This is a genomic window from Gemmatimonadota bacterium (assembly GCA_009838845.1).
Lineage (GTDB): Bacteria > Latescibacterota > UBA2968 > UBA2968 > UBA2968 > VXRD01.
Genome location: VXRD01000155.1, coordinates 56,100 through 78,341, shown reverse-complemented (window position 1 = coordinate 78,341; position 22,242 = coordinate 56,100). Strand labels below are relative to the sequence as shown.

Sequence of the window (22,242 nt, the reverse complement as noted above, 5' to 3'; positions counted from 1 at the left end):
GATCACCCGCGCTTTTGTGCAAATAACCAGTCCCATACATTCTCGGTTTTGTCGCACTGATCGCTGGCAAAGTGCGTGATAAATCCGCGTTGCGGGTCATCGCCTGTGTACGCAAAACCGTAGGCACTCGCATTGTGTCCCACGTCTTTTAATTCCGTATATTTGGTATTGGCATTCAGCGCGTTCAACTGACGAAAAGCATCCTGGGTCAAATCAACGGGCACGACTGCATCGGCATCGCCGTGAAATGTCCAGATGGGAACTTCTGCAATGCGGCTGATGTCATTCCACGGTTCGCACCCGCCAGCAGAAGGCATCGCGGCGGCGAAGCGGTTGGGTTGTGCGCAGATAGCGTTCCAGGTACCAAAACCACCCATTGAATGCCCCAGCACATAGATGCGGTCCTGATCAATGGGAAATTCATCGCATATCGTATCCAACAGATCAAAGGCTCTACCCAAATCACCCACTGAGAGATCATCACCCCGATCCAGCAACCGCTTAACGCGCGCCTGCCAGATACCCGAGAGCGAGTCGATATATTCCTGTGTGACCTCGGGCATAGAATTGGGCATCAGCCACCGCATAGGCGTTTGAGGAGCAAGTACGAAGCAGGGATATTTGCGGCGATGTGTTTCTTCAGCCAGTGGCGATTCGTTCCAGTGACGCAGATTTTTGATATTATCCGTACCTTTACCTCCCGCACCGTGCAAGCTGAAAATGAGAGGATACGCTTTATCGGGATGGTCTGCGATATCAATGGGTCTGAGCAAGCGATAGGGCATACCCCCGTAGTTTCGTTCTTCGTAAATATCCATCCAGTTGTTCATAGTGTCTCCTGTGGGAATGATTAACATTTGAAAAGATAATGACCCAGGTCTTTCTCAGCCTCTTCCTCTAACAGACCGACCTGCACGGGAATATCCGCATCTTTGAGAATTTGAATACCGCGCCCGCGATTTTTGGGATGCGGATCGATGAGCGCGACAAAGACATCTCGGATTTTTCTTTGAACAAGTGCTTGCGCACAAGAAGGTGTGCGCCCATAAAAAGAACACGGCTCCAGAGTGACGAATGCCGTAACATCTTCCAGTGAACCCGCCACTTGCGCCAGTGCCATCGCCTCTGCGTGAAATTGTCCCGGCGGATTGGTATATCCCCGGGCAATAATTTTGCCTTCTCGCACCAGCACACATCCAACCGGTGGATTGGGCAAACACTCGGGAAGCGCTTTTCTCCCCTCAACGAGTGCAGCGGTCATAAAACTTTCCAATTCAATTTGTGAATAATTGGACATTGGACATACCCGGCGCAAAAAACGCCCCGGCAAAACGGATGCTGGGGCGTTCTCTTTTTGGACAGACTCCGTTTACTCCCCACTATACCCAATACAATACAAATGCGTCGCCGTCCGAATAAAAAGCTGTGACCCGGATGACACGGGCGATGACAGCGTGTACGTACCATCCAGTTCATTCGTACCCAAAACCTCATATTTGGGACCAGCGGCCAGAACAGTCGTCACAGCGTATTCATTCAGCAAAAACAACTTTCCATCCGCCAGATGGGGTGACGCGCTCACAATACCCTGCGTCGTCCGCTCAGGACCCCACACCACAGCCCCGGTCTTTGCGTCCAGACACATTGCCCGCCCGCGATCATCAACCATATAAAAATACTTCCCATCACTCGTCGGCGTCGGCACATCCGGCGCAGCAGCCCCCTCCCACTTCCACACCACATTGCCGGAAACATCGCCCGTGCCACCAGCCGCCAACGCCAGCAAGGGCCGCTGCCGGGTCGGCGCATAAATCATATCCCCGACCACCACGGGAGACGCCACAATCCGATAATTGCCCCTCCGACCGGGATTCAACCCATTTGCCCGCCAGACCTCACGCCCCGTATCCGGATCGTGCCCCGTCACACAATCCCCACCTGTAATAACAATCTGAGTCTCGCCATCGCGATTCAACAACGTGGGCGTCGTGTACGAATCGGGCGACTCTCGAATAGCATCTGTCGGGCGCTCCTTCCGCCAGACCTCTTTCCCACTACTGGCGTCCAACGCGACAACATACGAAGGATCATCTGTACGCATCCCGTGAAGCACCTGAAGAATGAGCTTCCCATCGTACAGAATCGGCGAAGACGCATACCCGAAAAGCAGACCAAATCTGCCGTAATCCTCTTGGAGATCCCGCGACCAGACCGCCTTTCCATCCATATCCAGACACGTCACAACCCCATTGCCCGTAATCACCCACACATGCGCCCCATCCGTAACAGGCGACGGCGAAGTCTTATTGTGCTTGCGCCGCAGCACATTGCCCTCATCCAACTTATACCGCCAGAGTTCACTACCGTCTTTCTTCGACAAACACAAAATATAAATCTCCGGTCCCCCCGGTTCCTGCTCCTCTGGCCTTTGTGCAGGCGACGGCGAAGTCAAAAAAATGCGATCACCCCAGATAACGGGCGTACTCCCGCTCCACGAAGGCAACTCGGCCTTCCAGATAATATTCTTTTCAAGACTCCATGACGCGGGCAAATTCTTAGCCGTACTCACCCCATCTTGCTGCGGACCGCGCCACTGCGGCCAATTATCTGCATCAACACTCAGCGGAACAAGAGCCAGAACACAAACCATACGAACAATTCGACCAACCATAGAAACTCCTCCTTAGCAATGTGATTTTCAACTTGTTTTTCACCCAATTTGACAGATATTTCCCCTTGATTGTTCCTGCCTCCCTTCAGCATCAAGACAGAAAGGCACACATGCAACGTCACCCCAACATTCTGCTATTCATCACCGACCAACAACGCTCCGACACCATGGCGTGCTATGGCAACGACTGGATCCAGACGCCGAACATGAACGCCCTCGCCAACGAAAGCTTTGTCTTCGAAAACCCCTATTGCGCGCAACCCGTCTGCACGCCATCGCGCGCAACCCTCGTAACGGGACTATATCCACACTCCGCCAGAATGGTCAAAAACAACATCCTGCTCGACCCGGCAATCAAATCCATCGCAGAAATGACATCAGACGATTACCACAAAGCCTACTACGGCAAATGGCACCTGGGTAAAGAAACAACGCGACAACACGGATTTGACGAATGGCTACCCGTCTTTGAATTGCCCTGGGTCATCGACCACCCGGACACACCGTATCACCAGTTCCTGGTGGAAAATGGAATCGAACCAGACAAAACAACAGAAGCCGGACACCGCGTATTCTCTGGACAACTGCGCGCAGACTTGCCCGAACACCTCTCCATGGTATCATTTCTATGTGACGAAGCCGCCCGCTTTCTGATGGCAGAACGCGACAAACCCTTCATGCTACAGGTCCACTGCCCCGAACCACACCCGCCCGTCTCCGGACCGATGAAACATATACACGACCCCAACAAAATGCCAGTAGGTCCCGCATTCACGCGCTATCCTGAGGGCGCATCGCTATTTAACAGACTGAGGGCAGAACGCAATATACAACCCGACGCAACCCCTGAAGAACAACGCGCCGCAGAAGCAAAACTGAGAAAATTCTGCGCCGAATACTACGGCACCGTCACACTCGTAGATCGGGCACTGGGCAGACTGATGGACGCCCTTGAAAAATCGGGTCACGCCGACAACACCATAGTCGTATTCAGCTCTGACCACGGCGAAATGGCAGGTGACCAGGGCATGCGGGAAAAACGCGCATTCTACGAACCCTCTGCCAAAGTCCCCCTCATGATGCGGATACCCCATCTCGGGCACGAACACCGAATGATTCCTGGCAACATCAGCCATATCGATCTCGTCCCCACCTTATTAGACCTCATGGGACAACCCGTGCCCGAACACCTGCAGGGAACCAGCCGCGTACCCGTCCTCGAAGGCAGAGAAACACTCGACGATAACGAAGTCTTCATTCAGTGGAACGGACTGGGAGATCGCAACCTCGGCTCACCGCAGATCAACTTAATCGCCACCCTCCCCTGGCGTTCAATCGTAACAGCCGACCGATGGAAACTCAATCTATGCGCAGGCGACCAATGCGAATTATTCGACCTGAACAGCGATCCCCATGAACTCACAAACCTGTTCGACGAACCCGTACACAGAGACCGCATACGCAAAATGGCGGCAAAAATTCGCCTCTGGCAACATGAAACGGACGACGATGCGCCACTACCTACAGTATAAGATCAGGAGAAATACCTCATGAACACAATCAAAACGCGAACCGTTGGCCAAACAGGTCTCGAAGTAACCGAAATGGGCATGGGTGGCGCACCCATAGGTGATCTATTCGAACTCGTAAGTGAAACACAGGCGCAAAACACCTTACAAGCCGCCTGGGATGCGGGCATCCGGTACTTCGACACAGCCCCCTTTTACGGCTATGGTAAAAGCGAACATCGCCTCGGACATTTTCTGCGACAACAGAACAGACAAGAATTTGCCATCTCCACCAAAGTCGGACGCGTATTAAAAGCCACCCGCGACCTCAAAACATTTGACAAAGACATGTGGATCGGCGGCTTGCCCTTTGAATACGCCTTTGACTACAGCTATGACGGCATCATGCGATCTTATGAAGACAGCCTCCAGCGACTGAGCTTACACGCCGTAGATCTGCTCCTCATACACGACCCCGACTACTTCTTTCACACCTCCGAAGACATGGTAACCGCTACCCTTGCCCAAATCTACACAAGCGGCTGGCGCGCCCTGGACGAACTGCGCTCAAGCGGACAAATCAAAGGCATTGGCGTGGGGCTCAACATGCTGGGACTCATCCCCCGATTCCTGGACATGATCGATATCGACTTCTTCATCGTCGCCATGCCCTATACCCTCCTCGACCAGGACCCATTGGACGAAGAATTTCCAAAATGCGCCGAACACGGCGCCGACATCGTCATCGGCTCTGTATTCGCCTCCGGCATCCTCGCCACAGGACCAGTGGAAGGCGCATTATACGCCTACGACACCGCAACCTCGGAAATCCTTGAAAAAACCCGAAAAATAGAAACAATATGCAACGCACACAACGTACCGCTCCCGGCAGCAGCCATCCAGTTCCCACTCGCACACCCCAGCGTCGCCGCCATCATCCCCGGTGCCCTCAAACCCGAATACATCCATGCAAACATCAAAAACTACCAGCACCCCATACCCTCAGACCTCTGGGCCGAACTAAAATCCGAGGGCTTGCTGCGAGAAGACGCACCGACGCCATGAATTGTAGCGACCCACGTGCTCAGGGCGAGACATTGTGGAAAAAAAAACATGATAGATGATACAGTCCTGATAATAATCCTAACGATTCTGCTTCTACTATACATATTCCTGTATTTCAATATCAAAAGCCAGAAAATAAAGGTGCCCTTCTTCCAATCAAAGTTTTGGGAAATCTATACATTAATTGCGATATGCCTGAATTTACTCACAATTTTGTTGATCCTTCTAGAAAAATGGGAAATTATATAAGGCGGGATCCAGTCGCCCGTGCATGAAAACACAGATCGGAGACGATCCATGATCCACTCACACGCACTCATTAAAGTCGCCTGCAAAATTTTCGGATTATTTTTTTTGATACAGGTGGTGACTATCCTCGGCTTTATACCCCAGGGTATTATAATGGTCCAACAAGAAGATACGTGGGTGAGGGAGATTTATGGATATTTCGCTCTGCCGTTTCTCTATTTCATCTTCGCTTATGTATTTATAAAATATGCCGATACAATCGCACAAAAATTAGACCCTGTTGAACGGGAAATTGAAATTTCTCCCGACAACAACTGGTCCCAGGTACTTTACAACGTGGGCATGCGCCTCATCGGAGTCTATATGGTGTTCACAGGTGTGCCCAAAGTGATCAATGAGGGAATTAATATAGTTGCAAGGTTTCACCAAATAAACATACCGCTCCCCCCGCATAGACTGGGTGCCTTATTAGATATCTGGTCAGAGGGAATCGCCGCTGTGATTTATCTCGGCCTGGGAATCTATTTGCTCGCAGGCGGCTCCATCCCGTCAAAATTACAGAATGTTATGAATCGAGATAATGGCTGAATCTTATCGAAAGGACCTTCTAATGCAAACAGTAAAATGGGGCATCATCGGTTGTGGTGACGTATGCGAAGTCAAAAGTGGCCCGGGATTTTACAAGGCGGACCACTCAGAACTCGTCATCGTCATGCGCCGGGACGGTGAAAAAGCCGCGGACTTCGCCAAACGCCACGGCATATCCCAATCCACCAGCAACGCCGATGAAGTCATCCACCACCCCGACGTCAACGCCGTGTACATCGCCACCCCGCCCTCCTCGCACTGCGACTACGCTCTCCGCGTCGCCGAAGCCGGCAAACCCTGTTACGTCGAAAAACCCATGGCCATGAACCACCGCGAATGCGTACAAATGGTCGAAGCCTTCAAAGCCAAAAACCTGCCCCTCTACGTCGCCTATTACCGCCGCGGACTCCCGCGCTTCCTGAAAGTCCGCGAACTCCTCCGCGAAGGCGCAATAGGAACCCTCACATCTGTACACATCGTCCAATACGGCAAACTCGACACAAACCCCAACAACTGGCGATTTGACCCATCCATCGCCGGCGCGGGCAAATTCCTCGACCTCGCATCACACGGCATCGACATCCTCGACTTCCTCGTCAGCCCCATCACCCGCGCCAGCGGCTACGCGCTCAACACCGGCGGAACGTACGAAGCCGAAGACGTAACAACCGCTGCATTTGAATTTGAAAGCGGCGTCGCAGGCACAGGCATCTGGAACTTCCACGCCGACCATTCCGACAACCGCATCACATTCACGGGATCCGAAGGCGAAATCCAGACCCCCGTCTTCGCGGATACCGACATCATCCTCAAACGCAACGGCAAAGAAGAACACATCGCCGCGCCCAATCCCCCGCACGTACAACAACCCCTGATACAAACCATCGTCAACGAACTGCGCGGCGAAGGCCAATGCGTATCCACCGGAGAAACCGGTGCTCGTGCATCCTGGGTCATGGATCAGTGCTTGATCACCTATTACGGAGAGCGATAGCGAATAGACGAATAGACGAATAGACGAATAGACGAACCCCGCCCAACCACCCAAAGTCGCTACGAGCTTCGATTCGTTGATTCGTTGATTCGCTGATTCGTTGATTCTTAGAAAGGAGAACACCGTGAAAACCGTCCGACTCCTCAGCGTCTCATTCCCCAGAGGTGGGTACAAAAACGCAGAACAAAACGTAGAACACATGGTGCGCCACCTCGAAGAAACAGCCCCTTATTGCCCCGACTTTGTATGCTTCACCGAAGTCGCGCGAGAACTCGGCTGTCCGCAAGACAGCGATGCCTGGATGGGCGAACCCATACCCGGTCCCACAACCGAAGCCATTGGCAAAGCAGCCGCGGAAATCGGCACCCATGTCATCGTCGGCATGCAAGAGTTGTGGGAAGACCAGACCTTCAACGCCGCCGTCCTCATCGGTCGGGATGGAAACGTCTTGGGCCGCTACCACAAAGTGCAACCCACCGTCAACGAAATGGAACGCGGCACCCTGCCCGGCACACAGGCCAACACGTTCGCCACAGACCGTGGTCGCGTGGGCATGTGCATCTGCTTTGACCTCAAATTCCCCGAAGTTGCCATGATGCTCGCCCGCTCAGGTGCGCGCATGGTCTTCTTTCCCAGCATGTTCAATGGCGGCATGCGACACGCCGCCTGGGCGCGCGACTACGGCGTCTTCCTCATCGTCAGCCAATCCCAGGAAAGCTCCATCACCGACATGTGCGGTCACCGCCTCGCGTGGCAAGGCTATAGTGAGCCCCTCGTGGAACAGGGCAAACTCCCGCCCTTTGCATTTGCCGAAATCAACGCAGACACCAAAGCGTACCACCTCGACTTCAACCAGAACAAACTCGGCGACATCCACAGCACCTATGGCGCAGGCGTCCGCATCCACATCATGCGCCCCGAAGCCACATTCGTACTCGAATCCCTCATGGAAGATATATCCGTAGAAGACATCGAAGCGGAATTTGAACTCGAAGACCTGTGGACCTATTACGACCGCTCGCGCGCCATGCGCGGCGAACATCTCACAGAACCCGTCGCAATCACTACCTAACAAGGAGGCTACATGCAACTTTTCGACGGCAAAACCCTCAACGGCTGGGCAGCCACCGGCAATCCCGACGGTTGGATCATAGATCACGGCTGCCTCTTCTGCACCGCAGAACAAGGGAAATACCTGTACTACACAGAAGACCAGTTCAAAAACTTTGAACTCTCGCTCGAATTCAAACATCCCCCCAGAACCAACAGCGGCGTCTTCTTCCGCTGGACCGACCTGGACAACCCCGTGCAAACCGGCATTGAAATCCAAATCCTGGACACGCACGGACACGAACCCGCAACCACCAAATGCTGCGGCGCAGTCTATGATTTACAAGCCCCCACCCACAACACCTGCAAACCCGCGGGCGAATGGAATCACATGATCCTCTACACCATGGACAACATCATCCGCGTCACCTTGAACGGCGAGCAAATCACCGACATGGACCTCAACCGCTGGACCACGCCGAACCAGAACCCCGACGGCACGCGCAACAAATTCAACCGCGCATTCCGCGAAATGACCGAAGCCGGGTACATCGGCCTTCAAGACCACGGCAACCAGATCTGGTTCCGCAACATAGAAATCGAAAAACTCTAACACCTGACGCGATAACAAATAGGCGCGACCAGCCCGGTCGCGCCTACCTTTACCGCAAATATCCGATATGAAGTACCACGCGTACATCGCTATTCTCGCATGTCTCTTGCCGTGTACCTGCACGGCATACGAGCTTATCGGCACAGCGACATTATCTGAAACACTCGTCGCACAGCACTACACCATCAACCCCCTGCTCGACGCCGTCATCGTCGTCGATCGCACCATCCCTTCCTTTGAATACCAGACCTTCTACTGCGCGGGTTCTGCAGATGAAGCCGAAGGCAGGCAAGGACGGCTCCACTTTTTAGAGCATATTATGATAGACAGGGGAAGCTATGAACCGGGCGAACTCAACCAGATTATCGCCGAGAACAGCGGGCAAAGTGGTGCCGTGACATCTTATCATTTCACGCGCTTTACACTCAGATTTCCAAAGGACAAATTTGACCTCGCTGTCGAGATAGACCGCAACATATATTACGATACAGTAATCGATGAAGAAGTCGTTGAAAAAGAAAAAAAGATCGTACTGACAGAAAGAAGCCAAAGACTGGCACAACCAGAACGCCGATCTGCGAATTATTTTTATGGTTTAATCTATGACAAGAAAAATTTTGATGGCCTTGGTGCGGAGACATTTATTCGACAACTCGAACCCATTGGATTGAAAGATTACTACGAAAATTTCCTGCGCGAGCAAAAAAGACTTATCGTTGTCATCGGCGATGTGGATATTGACCATGCCCTCACCAAACTCGACGAAGCTTATGGCAATGATATAACGCCGATCAAATTGTACGCACCCCAATCTCCCGACCGTGGTGTGCTTGGAAAAAGATTAAAAAACTCATCAAACAATCTCAACTTTACCATATTCAGGAAGGGCTGGTACACCCCCAATTTAGGCAATCGCGACTATGCGGGTCTGCTCATTGTGGAACGTCTGCTGGAAAAGCCCTCAAATTCTCTGAGTGCTTCTCTGGTCAATTCTCGGCTCGCAAAATCTTTCAGCGTCTCAGTAGGCAGCCATAAGGGATTCGGCTTGATGACTTGCTATGCAGAACTGCCTCATAATATATCCAGAAATACGATCCAGGACATGATCCATGTGGCATTGGTAAATCTGAAAACCATTTCTGATGCAGAATTCGATGCCGCCCGAAACCAGCAGTTGAACACCCTGTATTCCGCGTTTTACAACCGATCAAGCATGGCTATTTCATTTGGCAGCGCATTTGCCCACGCCGATGATCCCTTGCTATATCCAAAATTGATACAAGACCTTAAATCCATCCGCGCAGAAGACATTCCGCGCATCATCGATCAATATCTGAAAGATGACAATTCAATCACCCACTCCCTCACAGAAATAGAAAAAAAAGAGCCGCCTCCGCGAAAGCCTCGATCCTTTGGCGACTATGTACGTATCGTATTGGCATTGGTCGGTTTTCTAACGCTGTTGGGCGGCATTGTCGCGCTATTGGTATGGGGAATAAAAAAATGGCGGAGAAAAGCCAGGACGACCTCCTCCACCTCTCAAAAGGCGATATTCGATGACAAGATTTTTAATCCTGACATTTAGCTTTATTCTGTTTGGTCCCCTATCTGCGTTTGCCGAAATTCCCAACCACCACATCTTTTATCGCATCGACAAACGCGCTCCCCTCAACAAAATTGAGATTGTCTTTCTCGGCGCAGGAACCGGTGTGAACCCCTCTTCGCAAATTGGCCTTGCAAGAACGGTCTTTAATTTGATTTGGGAGACGGCAAAAAAACAGGGGCACCTGGATCAACTCGAAGCACTGGGCACCCATCTAACTCTCACGACCAGCGACGCATACCAGACCATCTCCATTCATGGCTTATCCGAGAACAGTGGCAAAGCAATAAAAATAATTCGCGACCTGATATATAACCTCGAGTTTACAGAGTATGATCTGAAATATGTAAAATCACAACTAAATACCGATTACAAAGACGCGATCAAACGCCCAACCTATACAATGGTGAAAAATCTGGCACTGTCACAAACCCTTGGCATCCTGAAAAGACGCTCATTAAAAACGCTGAATGACCTCTCACTATACGACGTCAGACAATACGCGGATCGGCTTCTGAAAACAGACGTAGTATTCTTTAAAGTCATCTCAGACCGCGATTCCACTGAAATTGCGAAGATACTTCGTCCCTTCACAGAAGAAAGGAAGATGCGCGGACAGGCAGGCGGCTTTGTACATTCATTGAATTTCCCATCAACAAATGCTAACGTTGGTCCTGTTGCTTTTATTTTTGAGGGTTATTCAAACTTAAAAAATGTATTCTGTCTTTGGATGGTCCCCTGCGGCCGCATAGGTGAAGAAAATTATATTCCAAACATGGTATCGGACACGCTTGGCCAGCCTCCTGAGTCCAGGTTGCTCTATAAATATTTCAGAGAAGAATTGAAATTGGTCTATGGAACTTCTTGCCGAGATCTATCCGAACAAAATGTCCGATATCTCCAAATTTATGCCGATCCCCAACTCGATAACAGCGAAGAATTGATCGCAAAAATGTCCGACTTCATCCAAAACCTGCCCGACAATCCTCGCTTTTGGGAAACACTCAAAGAACATCGCGAAACGATCAATGAGTCTTTTGTCCACGACAGAACACCGCAGCAAAGCCTCAACCAGGAGGTAAGCAGAGCCATTTACAAATCACCAATCCGCAAAGGCGGATTTGATGCCGTCACTAATGATGAAGTGCGTGCCTTTCTCGAAAAATTCTTTGTGCCGCAGAATATGATCATGATCTTCATCGGTCCCAAGGATCACATTACCGAAATCCTGAACACCCATCTGCCCGAAGTCGATATTCGCGTTCACAATGTCAAAGAATTGATTGAATGAAAGCGGATCAGGATGAATAGAGCCTGCACTGGAGTGTTTCTATCCAGTGATGGAAGGATGGACAGGATGAGAACCCGTAGGGTATAGGACGCAGCATAAATACACACTGAGCGGTCAGCAGTCAGCCCCCAACTTCCAGCTTCTCTTTTTCGCACTTCACTCTTCACACTTCATAATCCCGTCTCCAAAAACGCATTCAACCTCTCCAGATCCATCCCCTCAATCCCCAACTCGCGCACGCTGCGCCCTGAAGTCCATCCATCAAAACCCATCACCACAGACGCAATATCCACCAGCCCGCGCATCAAAGGCGCATCCACCCCGTATTGCGCGCCCACATCGTGCCACGCTGAAAGACCATAGGGAATATCCTCCGTGAGCCATCGGCTCTCAAGCGACCCCGGTGCCTTGAGCTGCGTTAGCATCCGGCTGCCATTAATCGCGGCCCACAAATCCCCCTTCGGACCAAAACCCGCGCGATAAAACGCCTCATCAGCCGCCACCAGATCATACCCAAAAGCCTTTGCAATCGCTCTGCGCTCTGCATCCACAGCCATAATCATCTTCGCCACAGACGGAGAAACCCCCTCCTCGTAAAAATAGAACTCTCCGTGAGAATACTCAATCCGCCCCGCATTCATCAACACACCTGCGGGATGCACAACCGGATTCATCGCAGACAAACCACACGCCATCACCGTTGGATACGCCTGAATACCCGGAAAAAAAGGCGACAGACGCTCGCGCACACGCTCAGTCTCCGTCGCCGGCAAAACCCCCAGACCTAATCCGGTCACAGTACCCCAAATCGTCGCCGTATCCGGCGCAGTCTTCCGACACACATAAGGCGCAGTATCCACCTCGGCAAGCGTGACCCCCGCCACACCCTGTTCTCTCAACAACGTCGCCCATTCCAGCGTACCCAACGTACCCGGCATCAGCACAACCGTATGCTCGGGTCCCAGATAGGGCGCACACGCCAGCGCAAAAGGCTTATGTGCATACGCTGGCACAATCACCAGAATCAGATCCGAGGCATTCAAAGCTGCCTCAATATCCGTGGTCAAACTGTGAACCTTCGCCGCCCCCGTCTCCTCAACACCTACCAGATGAATCACCCCACTATCGCGCACGGGATCGAGCATCTCCCTGAAATCCGGCAATTCGCAAAGCGTAACACCAAACCCCTTCAACGTCAGATTCGCAGCCGCGGCAAACGCCGTATTACCCCCACCCAAAATTGTAATATTTTCAGACATAAGGCATCTTCCTTTCCAAAGATCAAAATATTCGACGCATTTTTCACCTTTATTAAAAAATAAAAGCCCCTGTGCGTCACCACACGGGGGCTAAAAGATAGACTCGCCTACGAGCGTAGCGGATATGAGCCAAATGTAGTGTATGCCCTGCTTTTTGTCAACTAATAGAAGAGGTTTTTCAGGTTCTGTCGAACGTGAAAAATCTGGCAAATTTCGTGCGACTTATATCATGCCTGCTTCCGATAATACAGCAGGCACATTGCAATCAAAACAATGTGCCTGTTTTTATGTATAAGTGTTCATTTTCGGACACTACTGTATCAAAATCGGACACTTAGTGAACAGCACTCATAGCCCAATTTTTCATAACTACTTGTAAAACATAGAAAAGATACTTTTGGCACAGAAATTGCTGGCTATTTTTTATAGATTCACTCTTTCGCGTATCGCATTGAATTGGGTATCGGTATTTCCGGCATCGCCGGTATGCTTCCCTCATTGAAAATGGCATCAGGAGGTCAATATGTTTCGCAGCTATCTCATAGCCACCATTCGCACCTTGCTGAAAAACAGGGGATTGACAGCGATTAATATCTTGGGTCTGGCAATTGGAATGGCGTCTGTAATTTTGATCATCCTCTACATTCAGTACGAATTTAGCTATGACCGACACCATGCCCATGCGAACCGCATCTACGGCGTTTTTCGCGTCATGTCAATGGAAAATACCACATCGGTCAATCCGCGTGCATCTGGCGCACTGGCACCGGCATTAAAGCGCGATTTCCCCGAAGTACAGGAGGCCATTCGCGTACAACGGCTCGACGCCTGGGTGCAAAGCCAAACCCGCTTTTTTCAGCAAGACATGTGTGTGGCAGACCCAGAGATTTTCAATGTGTTCACCGTTCCATTTATAACCGGCGATCCGAACACGGCATTGACGCAGTCGGGCGCAATGGTGCTAACAGAATCCATGGCGCGCAAATTCTTTCAGAATCAGAATCCGATTGGAAAAGCCTTGGAAGTGGATCACCAGGAACTGAGCGGCACCTACTTTGTAACCGGTATTGTGCGCGACTTTCCGCCCAATTCGACCTTTGCGTTTGATTGCCTGACCGCCACGCCAAAGGGCAACACGGCGAACATGTGGTCTATCTGGCAACCCACGGGTGTTTTTCGTCCCTTTTTCACATATATTCTATTGGCCGAAGGATACGACCACCGCGCACTACAGCAAAAGCTACCCGATTTGATAGCGCGATACATGGGAGATGAGGTGCGCCAAACGACCCGGTACATCTTGCAACCTCTCATCCGCAGGCACCTTTATACCCATCCGGATTTAGGGCTTCAGTTTAGAGACCATGGCGATATCAAGCAGGTATATGCCTTCGGACTCGTCGCTGGCTTTATTCTCGTACTCGCCTGTATCAATTTTATGAATCTCTCAACAGCGCGTTCATCCACCAGAGCGCGAGAGGTGGGATTGCGAAAGGTGGTAGGCGCATCTCGCCAGCAATTGATCGGACAATTTTTGGGCGAATCTGTGCTCGTGTCACTGGCTGCAATGGTGGTGGCTGTCGCGCTATTTGAACTGGTCCTGCCGTGGTTTAACAGCTTTATCCAGCGGGATCTGACATTGTACAGCACTGAAAATCTGTGGTGGCTGATCGGATTGATCGGATTTGGACTGGGCGTTGGTGTACTCGCGGGAAGTTATCCCGCATTTGTACTCTCATCATTTTTGCCCACACAGGTAATAAAAGGAGATTGGATACCCGGATCGAAACACGTTGGACTGCGAAAAGCACTCGTGATCTTTCAATTTGCAATTTCAATAGCTTTCATCACAGGAACTGTTGTCGTACAAGAGCAACTCGCGTATATCCGAAATAAAGACCTCGGATTTGACAAAGAACTCGTGGTTGGCATACCGATTTTCATCTATTCTCGGCAAATACATCACGGGAATCGAGACGATCTGAGATGGCGCATTCCCACGGTAAAAGAGGTGTTCACGGCACACCCAAATATTTTAAAAGCAACAGCCACCCGTTTCCCACAAGGGGGATCTCATGCGACAGATACGTTTCAGGCTGAAGGCAGTGACGCCGATTGGCAGATGGGCCTGTTTGATATTGACCGCGATTTTCTGGACTTCTTCAACATCGAACTCGTGGCAGGCCGTCTGGCACCAGAACCACCAAGGCCGCCAGGCAAAATAATAACTCTTGAAGAGTGGCAAGAATACAACAAAAAACTGCAAGCATATCAGGAAAAAGGTCGGCCATTTATCTTAAATGAAACAGCCGTAAGACATCTGGGATGGGACGATCCTATTGGCAGGCGTTTCAAAGAAAAAAAAGAGTCAGAGGGATATGTGATAGGCGTGGTAAAAGATTTTCACGTTCAGACATTGCACAATACCATCCGGCCCGTTGTATTCAGGGTTTTTACGGGAGGCGCCAAATTTCTCTATCTCAAATTGGGCACACAGAACATACCGGAAACACTCGCTTTTATAGAAAAAACATGGCATGAATTTTTACCGCAAATCCCATTCTCTTTCTGGTTTTTGAATGATGACCTGACACATGTGCGTTATCAAAATGAAATCCGCACGGGGAATGCCCTAACCGTGTTTTCCGGACTGACAGTCTTCGTAGCCTGCCTGGGACTATTGGGCCTTATATCGTTTCGCGCAGAACAAAAAACAAAAGAAATCGGCATACGGAAAGTCCTGGGCGCATCGGTATTCAGTATTTTTGGTTTGTTATCCAAAGAATTTGTCAAACTCGTAATAATCGCCTGTGTGATCGCCAGTCCCATAGCCTATCTGTTTGCAGGCAGATGGTTGCAGGACTTCGCCTATCGCATCAATCTACATCCCGTGTATTTTCTCATAGGCGGTGCTCTCGCGCTCTTGCTCGCAATTGCAACCATGATCTATCAAGCCCTCAAAGCCGCACGGACAAATCCAGTGGATGCCTTGCGGACGGAGTAAAATAAGAGTCCCATTGACGCAAAACAAAGTTGAATATTGTTCAAAGTATGACTATTTTTCCCATTCAGCATTCACACCAAACTCTGGATAGAGGGTACAAACGTGTCAACACCCGAACGAGATGATCCGCAAAAAAAGAAAGCCGTACCCAGCTTTGTAGGCAGTGGTTCTTCATCGTCCCAACCGTCACCGGAAGCCACGGGCCAAGACGGCATGGACCGCAGAGTCGAAAAAAAAGTATGGACACCAAAGCGCATCGCCAGCATCGGCGGGATCGCGGTATTTGTGTGTGCCGTGATCTACATGGCTGTCTTTGGCGACCACAGCGCCAGACTCAATGTACAGGTCGATCGAATTACCATCTCAGAAGTCACGCGCGGTCCCTTTCAGGAATTTACCGTCCAGCGCGGCACCGTATTGCCAATTCAGACATATTATATCGACGCACTGGAAGGCGGACAAATAGAGGAAATCTTCCTCGAAGAAGGAACAATGGTCGAAAAAGGCATGCCCATTTTGAAATTGTCAAACCCCACCCTGGAACAAAATATTTTAACCCAGGAAGCCCGTTTATTTGAACAAATCAACAACATGGAAAACACCCGGTTGAACCTGGAAAATCGGGCTATTCGCAACCGCCAGGAACTGATGCGCGTTGAATTGAACTTGCGGGAGACAGAACGCCAACACGAAAAACAGAAAGTTTTGTTCGAACGCGGATTGACTTCCCAAGACCTGTTTGAAAGTGCGCGGGATCGATATCAAAACGATCAAAAACGCAGGTCATTTGCATTGGAAACAGTACGCCAGGACTCGCTGTACCGCATCAACCAACTCGCTGCACTGGACACGAGCGCCAGGAGTTTGCAACGGCAATTGGAGCATGTGCGCCGTCCATTGGAAAACCTGACTGTGCGCGCGCCAATTGCCGGGCAATTATCCCAATTAAATGCAGAAATCGGCCAGTTGATGAACAGGGGAAGGCGCATTGGTCAGGTCGATGTACTCGACGCCTATAAAATGCGGGTGGGCATCGATGAATTTTACATTACGAGAATCACAAAAGGACTCAAAGGCACCATTGAAATCGACGATGAAGCTTATGAACTCACAATCCGTCGGGTCTTTCCCGAAGTCTTAGAAGGACAATTTGAAGTCGATATGGATTTTGTGGATGCGACACCTCAAAGCATTCGGCGCGGTCAAACAGAACAGATACGATTGGAACTCGACGCACCCGAAGAAGCCCTCTTGCTTCCGCGCGGTGGATTTTATCAAACAACAGGCGGCAACTGGGTATTTGTCGTCGAAGGCGACGAAGCCATACGCCGCGAAGTGCGCATAGGCCGCCAAAGCCCCGAATACTTCGAAGTCCTCGCCGGCCTCTCCCCCGGCGAGCGCGTGGTCACATCGTCATATGACAATTACGAAGAAATCGATAAGTTGGTGTTAAAGCGGTAAGCTAATCGCTCTCACGAAAGGAGCAGTAAAGTGATCAAAACCGTCAACCTCCAGAAAGTCTATACCACTGAAGAAGTGGAAACAACCGCCCTGAACAATGTCAACATAGACATTGACGAAGGCGAATTTGTCGCCGTAATGGGACCATCGGGATGCGGCAAATCCACACTCTTGAACGTACTCGGTCTGCTGGACAACCCCAGCGACGGAGAATACTTTCTGAACGAAGAAGAAGTATCCAAACACACCGAGCGGCAAAGAGCCAACACCCGCAAGTCAAACATCGGCTTTGTATTCCAAAGTTTCAACCTCATTGACGAACTGACCGTAGCCGAAAACGTGGAACTGCCCCTGCTATACCTGGGCTTACCAGCCAGCGAGCGCAAACAGCGCCTGGATGAATCCCTCGAATACATGGGCATCAAACACCGCGAAAAGCATTTCCCGCAACAATTGTCCGGCGGTCAGCAGCAGCGCGTAGCCGTGGCCAGAGCCGTCATAGCAAACCCCAACATCATCCTCGCAGACGAGCCAACGGGTAATCTGGACTCGGCAAACGGCAACGAAGTCATGGATCTGTTGACCGAACTGAACAAAAACGGCACCACAATCGTGATGGTGACGCACAACTCGCACGACGCGGGCTACGCGAATCGCATCATCCACTTATTCGACGGCCATGTCGTCACAGAGAACATCAGGGAATAGCGGAAAAACCGCATGCTTACAAACTATCTCAAAATCGCCCTGCGAAATTTGATGCGGAACAAATTGTACGCATCAATCAACATCCTGGGACTCGCGATAGGGATGGCGTGCTGTGTGCTCATTTTTTCCGCAGTACATCAGCAATGGTCTTTTGATCGATTTCACAAAAACAGAGATGTGATCTTTCGGGTATTGGCGCGGGAAATCACGAAAGAAGGCGAAATCGCACGAACGGTAAAACAGCCGACAGAACTCGCAGCCGCCTTGAAAGAAACATTCCCAGAAATCGCTCACACAACGCGATTTGCCAATTCAAATGTGATTATCGAGCGTGGGAATAAGCTATTTGGGGAACGCATTGCACTAATAGATCCCGCGTATTTGCAGATATTCACCTATCCGCTATTAGCCGGAGATGCAAATACCGCACTTGACGACATGCACAGCGTGGTCATCAGCGAGCGCGTGGCGAAAAAATACTTTGATGAAACAGAAAATTACGCCCGTGTGATCGGCCAGTCGCTGCGTATCAAGGGCATTCGGGACCCCCGGGAGTATGTCGTCACAGGCATTATGAAAGCATTGCCACTGACCTCGAGCATGCGTGGAAATGACATACTCATCCCCTTTGAGAGTGCGTATCGAGATAACAAATGGCATTTTCAAATGTCGAATGCGTCGGGCGCGCGCGTATCGACTTATGTTCAAATCCACGACGCGAATCAGGCGACCGCATTAAACGAAAAACTCGCCACATTTACCACCGAGCGACTGACCAGACAGCGAAGTAACTGGATCAGATGGGGGCGCATTCAAGATCGCGCCGATGCATTTCAATTCCAATTACAACCACTCGTAAAAATTCATTTTCAAAACGAAGTAACCGGAGGATACGAACAAACCATCAGCCCCATGTTCGCCTATGTCCTATCAGCCATTGGCATAGCAGTGCTGTTGATCGCGTGCATCAATTTCACAACCCTGTCCCTCGGATACTCGGCGCGGCGGTCACTGGAAGTGGGCATGCGCAAAGTATTGGGCGCACATCGCGGCAACGTCATGCAACAATTCTGGGGTGAAACCCTGTTCATGAGCTTGCTCGCCCTGATCCTGGGACTGGTACTTGCCAGATTGTTTTTACCCGTATTCAACGCCATGATTGCCGGAGAAGTGACACTCATCCCCGGTTGGGAATTGATCGTCGCGCTCACAGGTGTACTCGTATTTGTCGGACTCGCCGCAGGCAGTTATCCAGCACTAATATTGTCAAAATTACAACCCATATCGGTATTCAAGGGCAACACGCGGACAAAACGGCGCAAACCCTTCACAAGCACCCTCGTCATCGTGCAATATGCCTTGTCAATCGTATTGATGATCTGCACGGGAATCATGGCGCAACAACTGGATTATTTGCAAACAAAAAATTTGGGATATACCAGCGAGCAGACCGTCGTCTTGCGCAACGCCACGCGCGAAAACCTCCAGCGCTTGCGCGAAGTCTTGCGCGACCACGACCACATCGTAAATATTGCCGGTGGTGGCTATTCATTCATCAACAGCACAAAACTGAGAGGCCACCTCTTGCCCGATGGCACCTTGCTCAGGATCTGGTCCATGTGGATTGACGAAGCCTATCTGAAAACACTGGGCATCGATCTGAAAATGGGGCGAAACTTTTCCCCAGAATTTCCCAGCGACCCCAACCGCGCCGTAATTGTCAATGAAACACTCGCAAATATTTTTGGATGGGATAACCCCATTGGACAACCCTTTCCCGTCCTGAACAGAACAGAGCCGCACCAGGTGGTTGGCGTGGTGAAAAATTTTCACTTCGAATCGCTTCACAACGAAATCGACCCAATCGTATTTCACACATCGCCAGATGGTGGCCCGAGCGTCATTCTCGTGCGTATTCGTCCAGAAGACATAAACGGCAGTATTGAATTGCTGCGAGAAACCTGGAAAAAAATAGAACCCGCGCGCCCATTTGCATTTACATTCCTGGACCAACAGGTCAACCAGCAATACCGCAGAGAACAGCGCTGGCTCCAAATCGTCTGGTACGCATCGGGATTTGGAATCTTAATCGCGTGTCTGGGTTTATTCGGCCTCGCATCCCTATCTGTTTCTCAGCGCACCAAAGAAATAGGCATCCGCAAAGTATTGGGCGCATCGGTAAGTGAGATTATTGCACTGTTGTCACGAGAATTTGTACTCCTCCTCACCATTGCCAATCTCATCGCCTGGCCCATAGCCTACTGGGCAATGGGACAGTGGCTCAACGGCTTTGCGTATCGCATTGAACCCGGCATAAAAATCTATATTCTGTGTAGCCTATTAGCCGTTGTCATCGCCCTGTGTACCATAAGCCTTCAAGCCATCCGCGCTGCGCGTTCCAATCCCGTTGACGCCCTGCGGTATGAGTAGGGGCGACCCCCTGTGGTCACCCCCTGACCGTTGTTCCGGAGAATCACCATGCCCAAAATCTCGATCAAATTGCCACCTCTGGACGCCGAAGACACCGTGGAAGTAACCGTAGTGGTAAACGGCAAAAGCAGAAAATACGATTACCGCATGGAACTATTCGCCTGGGAGGAACACGCCGAACCCCATGAACAGAGAGTAACGAGTTTGAAACGGATTGTGGAAAACTACGACCAGGAATGGTCGCTCGTAGAAATTGGCGAACCATCCGAACACGAGGTATCTATCCTGTTCGAACGCCGCGCATAGGAAGTGTGAAGTGTGAAGGGCTGGGGACTGACAGCTAACCGCTGATAGCTAATAAGGAGACAGACATGATCGAACTAAAAAACATCGAAAAATACTACGAAAACGGCATCGTAAAAACATTCGTACTGCGGCGCATTGACCTGCAAATCCGCGAAGGTGAATTTGTATCCATCATGGGACCCTCTGGCGCTGGCAAATCAACCCTATTGCACATCCTGGGCATGCTGGACACCGCCTCGAATGGAGAGTACCATTTTTACAACCGCGCAGTTCACAAACTGGACGAACGCGCATTGACCGAGCTACATCGCGACCACATCGGATTTGTATTTCAAAGCTACCATCTAATCGACGAACTAACCGTCGGCGAAAACCTGGAAACCCCCCTCCTGTATCAAAAAGTAAAAGGCGCTGAACGCAAAGGCCGCATCGCCGAAATGCTGGACCGCTTCAACATCGTGGCAAAAAAGCGACTATTCCCCAACCAGTTATCCGGCGGACAACAACAACTGGTAGGCATAGCCCGGGCATTGATCACACAGCCAAAACTGATCCTGGCAGACGAACCAACCGGCAACTTAAACTCGGCAGAAGGCGAGCGGATCATGACCCTGTTCAAACACCTGAATGCCGAAGGCGTAACCATTGTCCAATGCACGCACTCAGAGAAAAACGCCGCTTACGGAGACCGCATCGTACACCTATCGGACGGATGGTTGGACCGGGATGAGCAGTTGTAATCCCTCCAATTAAATTTATCACCCGAACATTTTTAGAGAAAGATGGTGCCAAAATGAAGGAACACGTCGATCCAACACTCGCGAACGAATTGGCCGAAGGCAGTCCCGAAAAAAAAATAAATGCCCTGTTCACCTACATGGAAGCGAGGGGCCAGTCCCACTACGACGAAGTCGTAACGCAACTCGAACACGCGCTCCAGTGCGCCAATCTGGCCCAGCTCGCCAATGGAGACGCGATTCAGATAACTGCCGCACTATTGCACGATATCGGCCATTTTCTGATGGACGAACACGCAGAAAACGCAGATTTCCATACCCAGGACTTTCTCCACGAAGAAGTGGGCGCCGCGTACATAGCGCCCTTTTTTATCGAGGCGGTGACCGAACCGGTGAAACTTCACGTTCCGGCCAAGCGATACATCTGCACCACGGATTCGACCTACTACAACACCCTTTCCGAAGCCTCTAAGCATAGTTTCCAACTGCAAGGAGGCCTCATGTCAGATCGGGAAAGGACCGAGTTCGAAAGCAATCCTTACTATCAGAATGCCGTGCACCTCAGGAAATGGGATGATCTGGCCAAGGTGAAGAACCTGAAAACCCCAGAGCTCGAAACGTACAGGGACGCAGTGGCGCATTGTCTGAAGTAACTGGTTGCCCGACCAATGTCAGAGAAAACGCCGCTTACGGAGATCGCATCGT

Annotated in this window: 19 protein-coding genes; 15 read left to right on the top strand and 4 right to left on the bottom strand. The window is 50.7% G+C overall.

Annotated features, from left to right (window positions below; genetic code table 11):
• Nucleotides 1–2: 2 nt before the first annotated feature.
• From F4Y39_21925 to F4Y39_21915, 3 genes are all read right to left on the bottom strand, one after another.
• Nucleotides 3–857 (bottom strand): alpha/beta fold hydrolase, encoded by an 855-nt coding sequence (locus F4Y39_21925; GenBank protein ID MYC16395.1) that lies wholly within the window; start codon nt 855–857, stop codon nt 3–5.
• Entirely contained in the window at nt 851–1,297 is a 447-nt protein-coding gene (locus F4Y39_21920; protein ID MYC16394.1) for a riboflavin-specific deaminase, read from the bottom strand. The genes F4Y39_21925 and F4Y39_21920 overlap by 7 nt, the downstream gene beginning before the upstream one ends.
• Before the next feature lie 72 nt (nt 1,298–1,369).
• Complete coding sequence (locus tag F4Y39_21915) at nt 1,370–2,671, bottom strand: PQQ-binding-like beta-propeller repeat protein (GenBank protein ID MYC16393.1); 1,302 nt, start codon at nt 2,669–2,671, stop codon at nt 1,370–1,372.
• A 110-nt stretch (nt 2,672–2,781) separates the two neighbouring features.
• Here F4Y39_21915 and F4Y39_21910 point away from each other — a divergent pair, with 110 nt between their 5' ends.
• From F4Y39_21910 to F4Y39_21875, 8 genes are all read left to right on the top strand, one after another.
• Nucleotides 2,782–4,203 carry a sulfatase-like hydrolase/transferase gene (locus F4Y39_21910; protein MYC16392.1) on the top strand — a complete coding sequence of 474 codons (1,422 nt, stop codon included), beginning with the start codon at nt 2,782–2,784 and terminating at the stop codon, nt 4,201–4,203.
• A gap of 18 nt (nt 4,204–4,221) precedes the next feature.
• Nucleotides 4,222–5,244: an aldo/keto reductase gene (locus F4Y39_21905; GenBank protein MYC16391.1), complete on the top strand. Its 1,023-nt coding sequence runs from the start codon at nt 4,222–4,224 to the stop codon at nt 5,242–5,244.
• A gap of 297 nt (nt 5,245–5,541) precedes the next feature.
• A complete protein-coding gene (locus F4Y39_21900; protein ID MYC16390.1) occupies nt 5,542–6,081 on the top strand; it encodes a hypothetical protein in 540 nt (179 codons plus the stop codon).
• Nucleotides 6,082–6,103: 22 nt separating this feature from the next.
• Nucleotides 6,104–7,075, top strand: a complete 972-nt coding sequence (locus F4Y39_21895) for a Gfo/Idh/MocA family oxidoreductase (protein ID MYC16389.1) — start codon at nt 6,104–6,106, stop codon at nt 7,073–7,075.
• Nucleotides 7,076–7,199: 124 nt separating this feature from the next.
• Complete coding sequence (locus tag F4Y39_21890) at nt 7,200–8,147, top strand: carbon-nitrogen hydrolase family protein (protein ID MYC16388.1); 948 nt, start codon at nt 7,200–7,202, stop codon at nt 8,145–8,147.
• Between the two features lie 12 nt (nt 8,148–8,159).
• Nucleotides 8,160–8,738 carry a DUF1080 domain-containing protein gene (locus tag F4Y39_21885; protein ID MYC16387.1) on the top strand — a complete coding sequence of 193 codons (579 nt, stop codon included), beginning with the start codon at nt 8,160–8,162 and terminating at the stop codon, nt 8,736–8,738.
• A 67-nt stretch (nt 8,739–8,805) separates the two neighbouring features.
• Nucleotides 8,806–10,323 carry an insulinase family protein gene (locus F4Y39_21880; protein ID MYC16386.1) on the top strand — a complete coding sequence of 506 codons (1,518 nt, stop codon included), beginning with the start codon at nt 8,806–8,808 and terminating at the stop codon, nt 10,321–10,323.
• Nucleotides 10,295–11,632 (top strand): insulinase family protein, encoded by a 1,338-nt coding sequence (locus tag F4Y39_21875; GenBank protein MYC16385.1) that lies wholly within the window; start codon nt 10,295–10,297, stop codon nt 11,630–11,632. Before F4Y39_21880 ends, F4Y39_21875 begins: the two co-directional genes overlap by 29 nt.
• A gap of 170 nt (nt 11,633–11,802) precedes the next feature.
• On the opposite strand, the gene F4Y39_21870 is transcribed toward F4Y39_21875, so the two are convergent.
• Nucleotides 11,803–12,891 (bottom strand): dehydrogenase, encoded by a 1,089-nt coding sequence (locus tag F4Y39_21870; GenBank protein ID MYC16384.1) that lies wholly within the window; start codon nt 12,889–12,891, stop codon nt 11,803–11,805.
• 523 nt (nt 12,892–13,414) lie between these two features.
• On the opposite strand from F4Y39_21870, the gene F4Y39_21865 reads away from it, so the two are divergent.
• The 7 genes from F4Y39_21865 (at nt 13,415) to F4Y39_21835 (ending at nt 22,190) form a co-directional block, all read left to right on the top strand.
• Nucleotides 13,415–15,895: an FtsX-like permease family protein gene (locus F4Y39_21865; protein MYC16383.1), complete on the top strand. Its 2,481-nt coding sequence runs from the start codon at nt 13,415–13,417 to the stop codon at nt 15,893–15,895.
• A gap of 102 nt (nt 15,896–15,997) precedes the next feature.
• Entirely contained in the window at nt 15,998–17,356 is a 1,359-nt protein-coding gene (locus F4Y39_21860; protein MYC16382.1) for an HlyD family efflux transporter periplasmic adaptor subunit, read from the top strand.
• A 30-nt stretch (nt 17,357–17,386) separates the two neighbouring features.
• Nucleotides 17,387–18,064 carry an ABC transporter ATP-binding protein gene (locus F4Y39_21855; protein ID MYC16381.1) on the top strand — a complete coding sequence of 226 codons (678 nt, stop codon included), beginning with the start codon at nt 17,387–17,389 and terminating at the stop codon, nt 18,062–18,064.
• 12 nt (nt 18,065–18,076) lie between these two features.
• Entirely contained in the window at nt 18,077–20,494 is a 2,418-nt protein-coding gene (locus F4Y39_21850; protein ID MYC16380.1) for an FtsX-like permease family protein, read from the top strand.
• A 48-nt stretch (nt 20,495–20,542) separates the two neighbouring features.
• Nucleotides 20,543–20,800 carry a hypothetical protein gene (locus F4Y39_21845; GenBank protein MYC16379.1) on the top strand — a complete coding sequence of 86 codons (258 nt, stop codon included), beginning with the start codon at nt 20,543–20,545 and terminating at the stop codon, nt 20,798–20,800.
• 65 nt (nt 20,801–20,865) lie between these two features.
• Entirely contained in the window at nt 20,866–21,540 is a 675-nt protein-coding gene (locus F4Y39_21840) for an ABC transporter ATP-binding protein (protein MYC16378.1), read from the top strand.
• A gap of 53 nt (nt 21,541–21,593) precedes the next feature.
• A complete protein-coding gene (locus F4Y39_21835; GenBank protein ID MYC16377.1) occupies nt 21,594–22,190 on the top strand; it encodes an HD domain-containing protein in 597 nt (198 codons plus the stop codon).
• Nucleotides 22,191–22,242: the final 52 nt, after the last annotated feature.

Coding starts and splice junctions, on each gene's coding strand:
- F4Y39_21925 (MYC16395.1), bottom strand. CDS start 857: ATGTTAATCATTCCCACAGGAGACACTATGAACAACTGGATGGATATT.
- F4Y39_21920 (MYC16394.1), bottom strand. CDS start 1,297: ATGTCCAATTATTCACAAATTGAATTGGAAAGTTTTATGACCGCTGCA.
- F4Y39_21915 (MYC16393.1), bottom strand. CDS start 2,671: ATGGTTGGTCGAATTGTTCGTATGGTTTGTGTTCTGGCTCTTGTTCCG.
- F4Y39_21910 (MYC16392.1), top strand. CDS start 2,782: ATGCAACGTCACCCCAACATTCTGCTATTCATCACCGACCAACAACGC.
- F4Y39_21905 (MYC16391.1), top strand. CDS start 4,222: ATGAACACAATCAAAACGCGAACCGTTGGCCAAACAGGTCTCGAAGTA.
- F4Y39_21900 (MYC16390.1), top strand. CDS start 5,542: ATGATCCACTCACACGCACTCATTAAAGTCGCCTGCAAAATTTTCGGA.
- F4Y39_21895 (MYC16389.1), top strand. CDS start 6,104: ATGCAAACAGTAAAATGGGGCATCATCGGTTGTGGTGACGTATGCGAA.
- F4Y39_21885 (MYC16387.1), top strand. CDS start 8,160: ATGCAACTTTTCGACGGCAAAACCCTCAACGGCTGGGCAGCCACCGGC.
- F4Y39_21880 (MYC16386.1), top strand. CDS start 8,806: ATGAAGTACCACGCGTACATCGCTATTCTCGCATGTCTCTTGCCGTGT.
- F4Y39_21875 (MYC16385.1), top strand. CDS start 10,295: ATGACAAGATTTTTAATCCTGACATTTAGCTTTATTCTGTTTGGTCCC.
- F4Y39_21870 (MYC16384.1), bottom strand. CDS start 12,891: ATGTCTGAAAATATTACAATTTTGGGTGGGGGTAATACGGCGTTTGCC.
- F4Y39_21865 (MYC16383.1), top strand. CDS start 13,415: ATGTTTCGCAGCTATCTCATAGCCACCATTCGCACCTTGCTGAAAAAC.
- F4Y39_21850 (MYC16380.1), top strand. CDS start 18,077: ATGCTTACAAACTATCTCAAAATCGCCCTGCGAAATTTGATGCGGAAC.
- F4Y39_21845 (MYC16379.1), top strand. CDS start 20,543: ATGCCCAAAATCTCGATCAAATTGCCACCTCTGGACGCCGAAGACACC.
- F4Y39_21840 (MYC16378.1), top strand. CDS start 20,866: ATGATCGAACTAAAAAACATCGAAAAATACTACGAAAACGGCATCGTA.
- F4Y39_21835 (MYC16377.1), top strand. CDS start 21,594: ATGAAGGAACACGTCGATCCAACACTCGCGAACGAATTGGCCGAAGGC.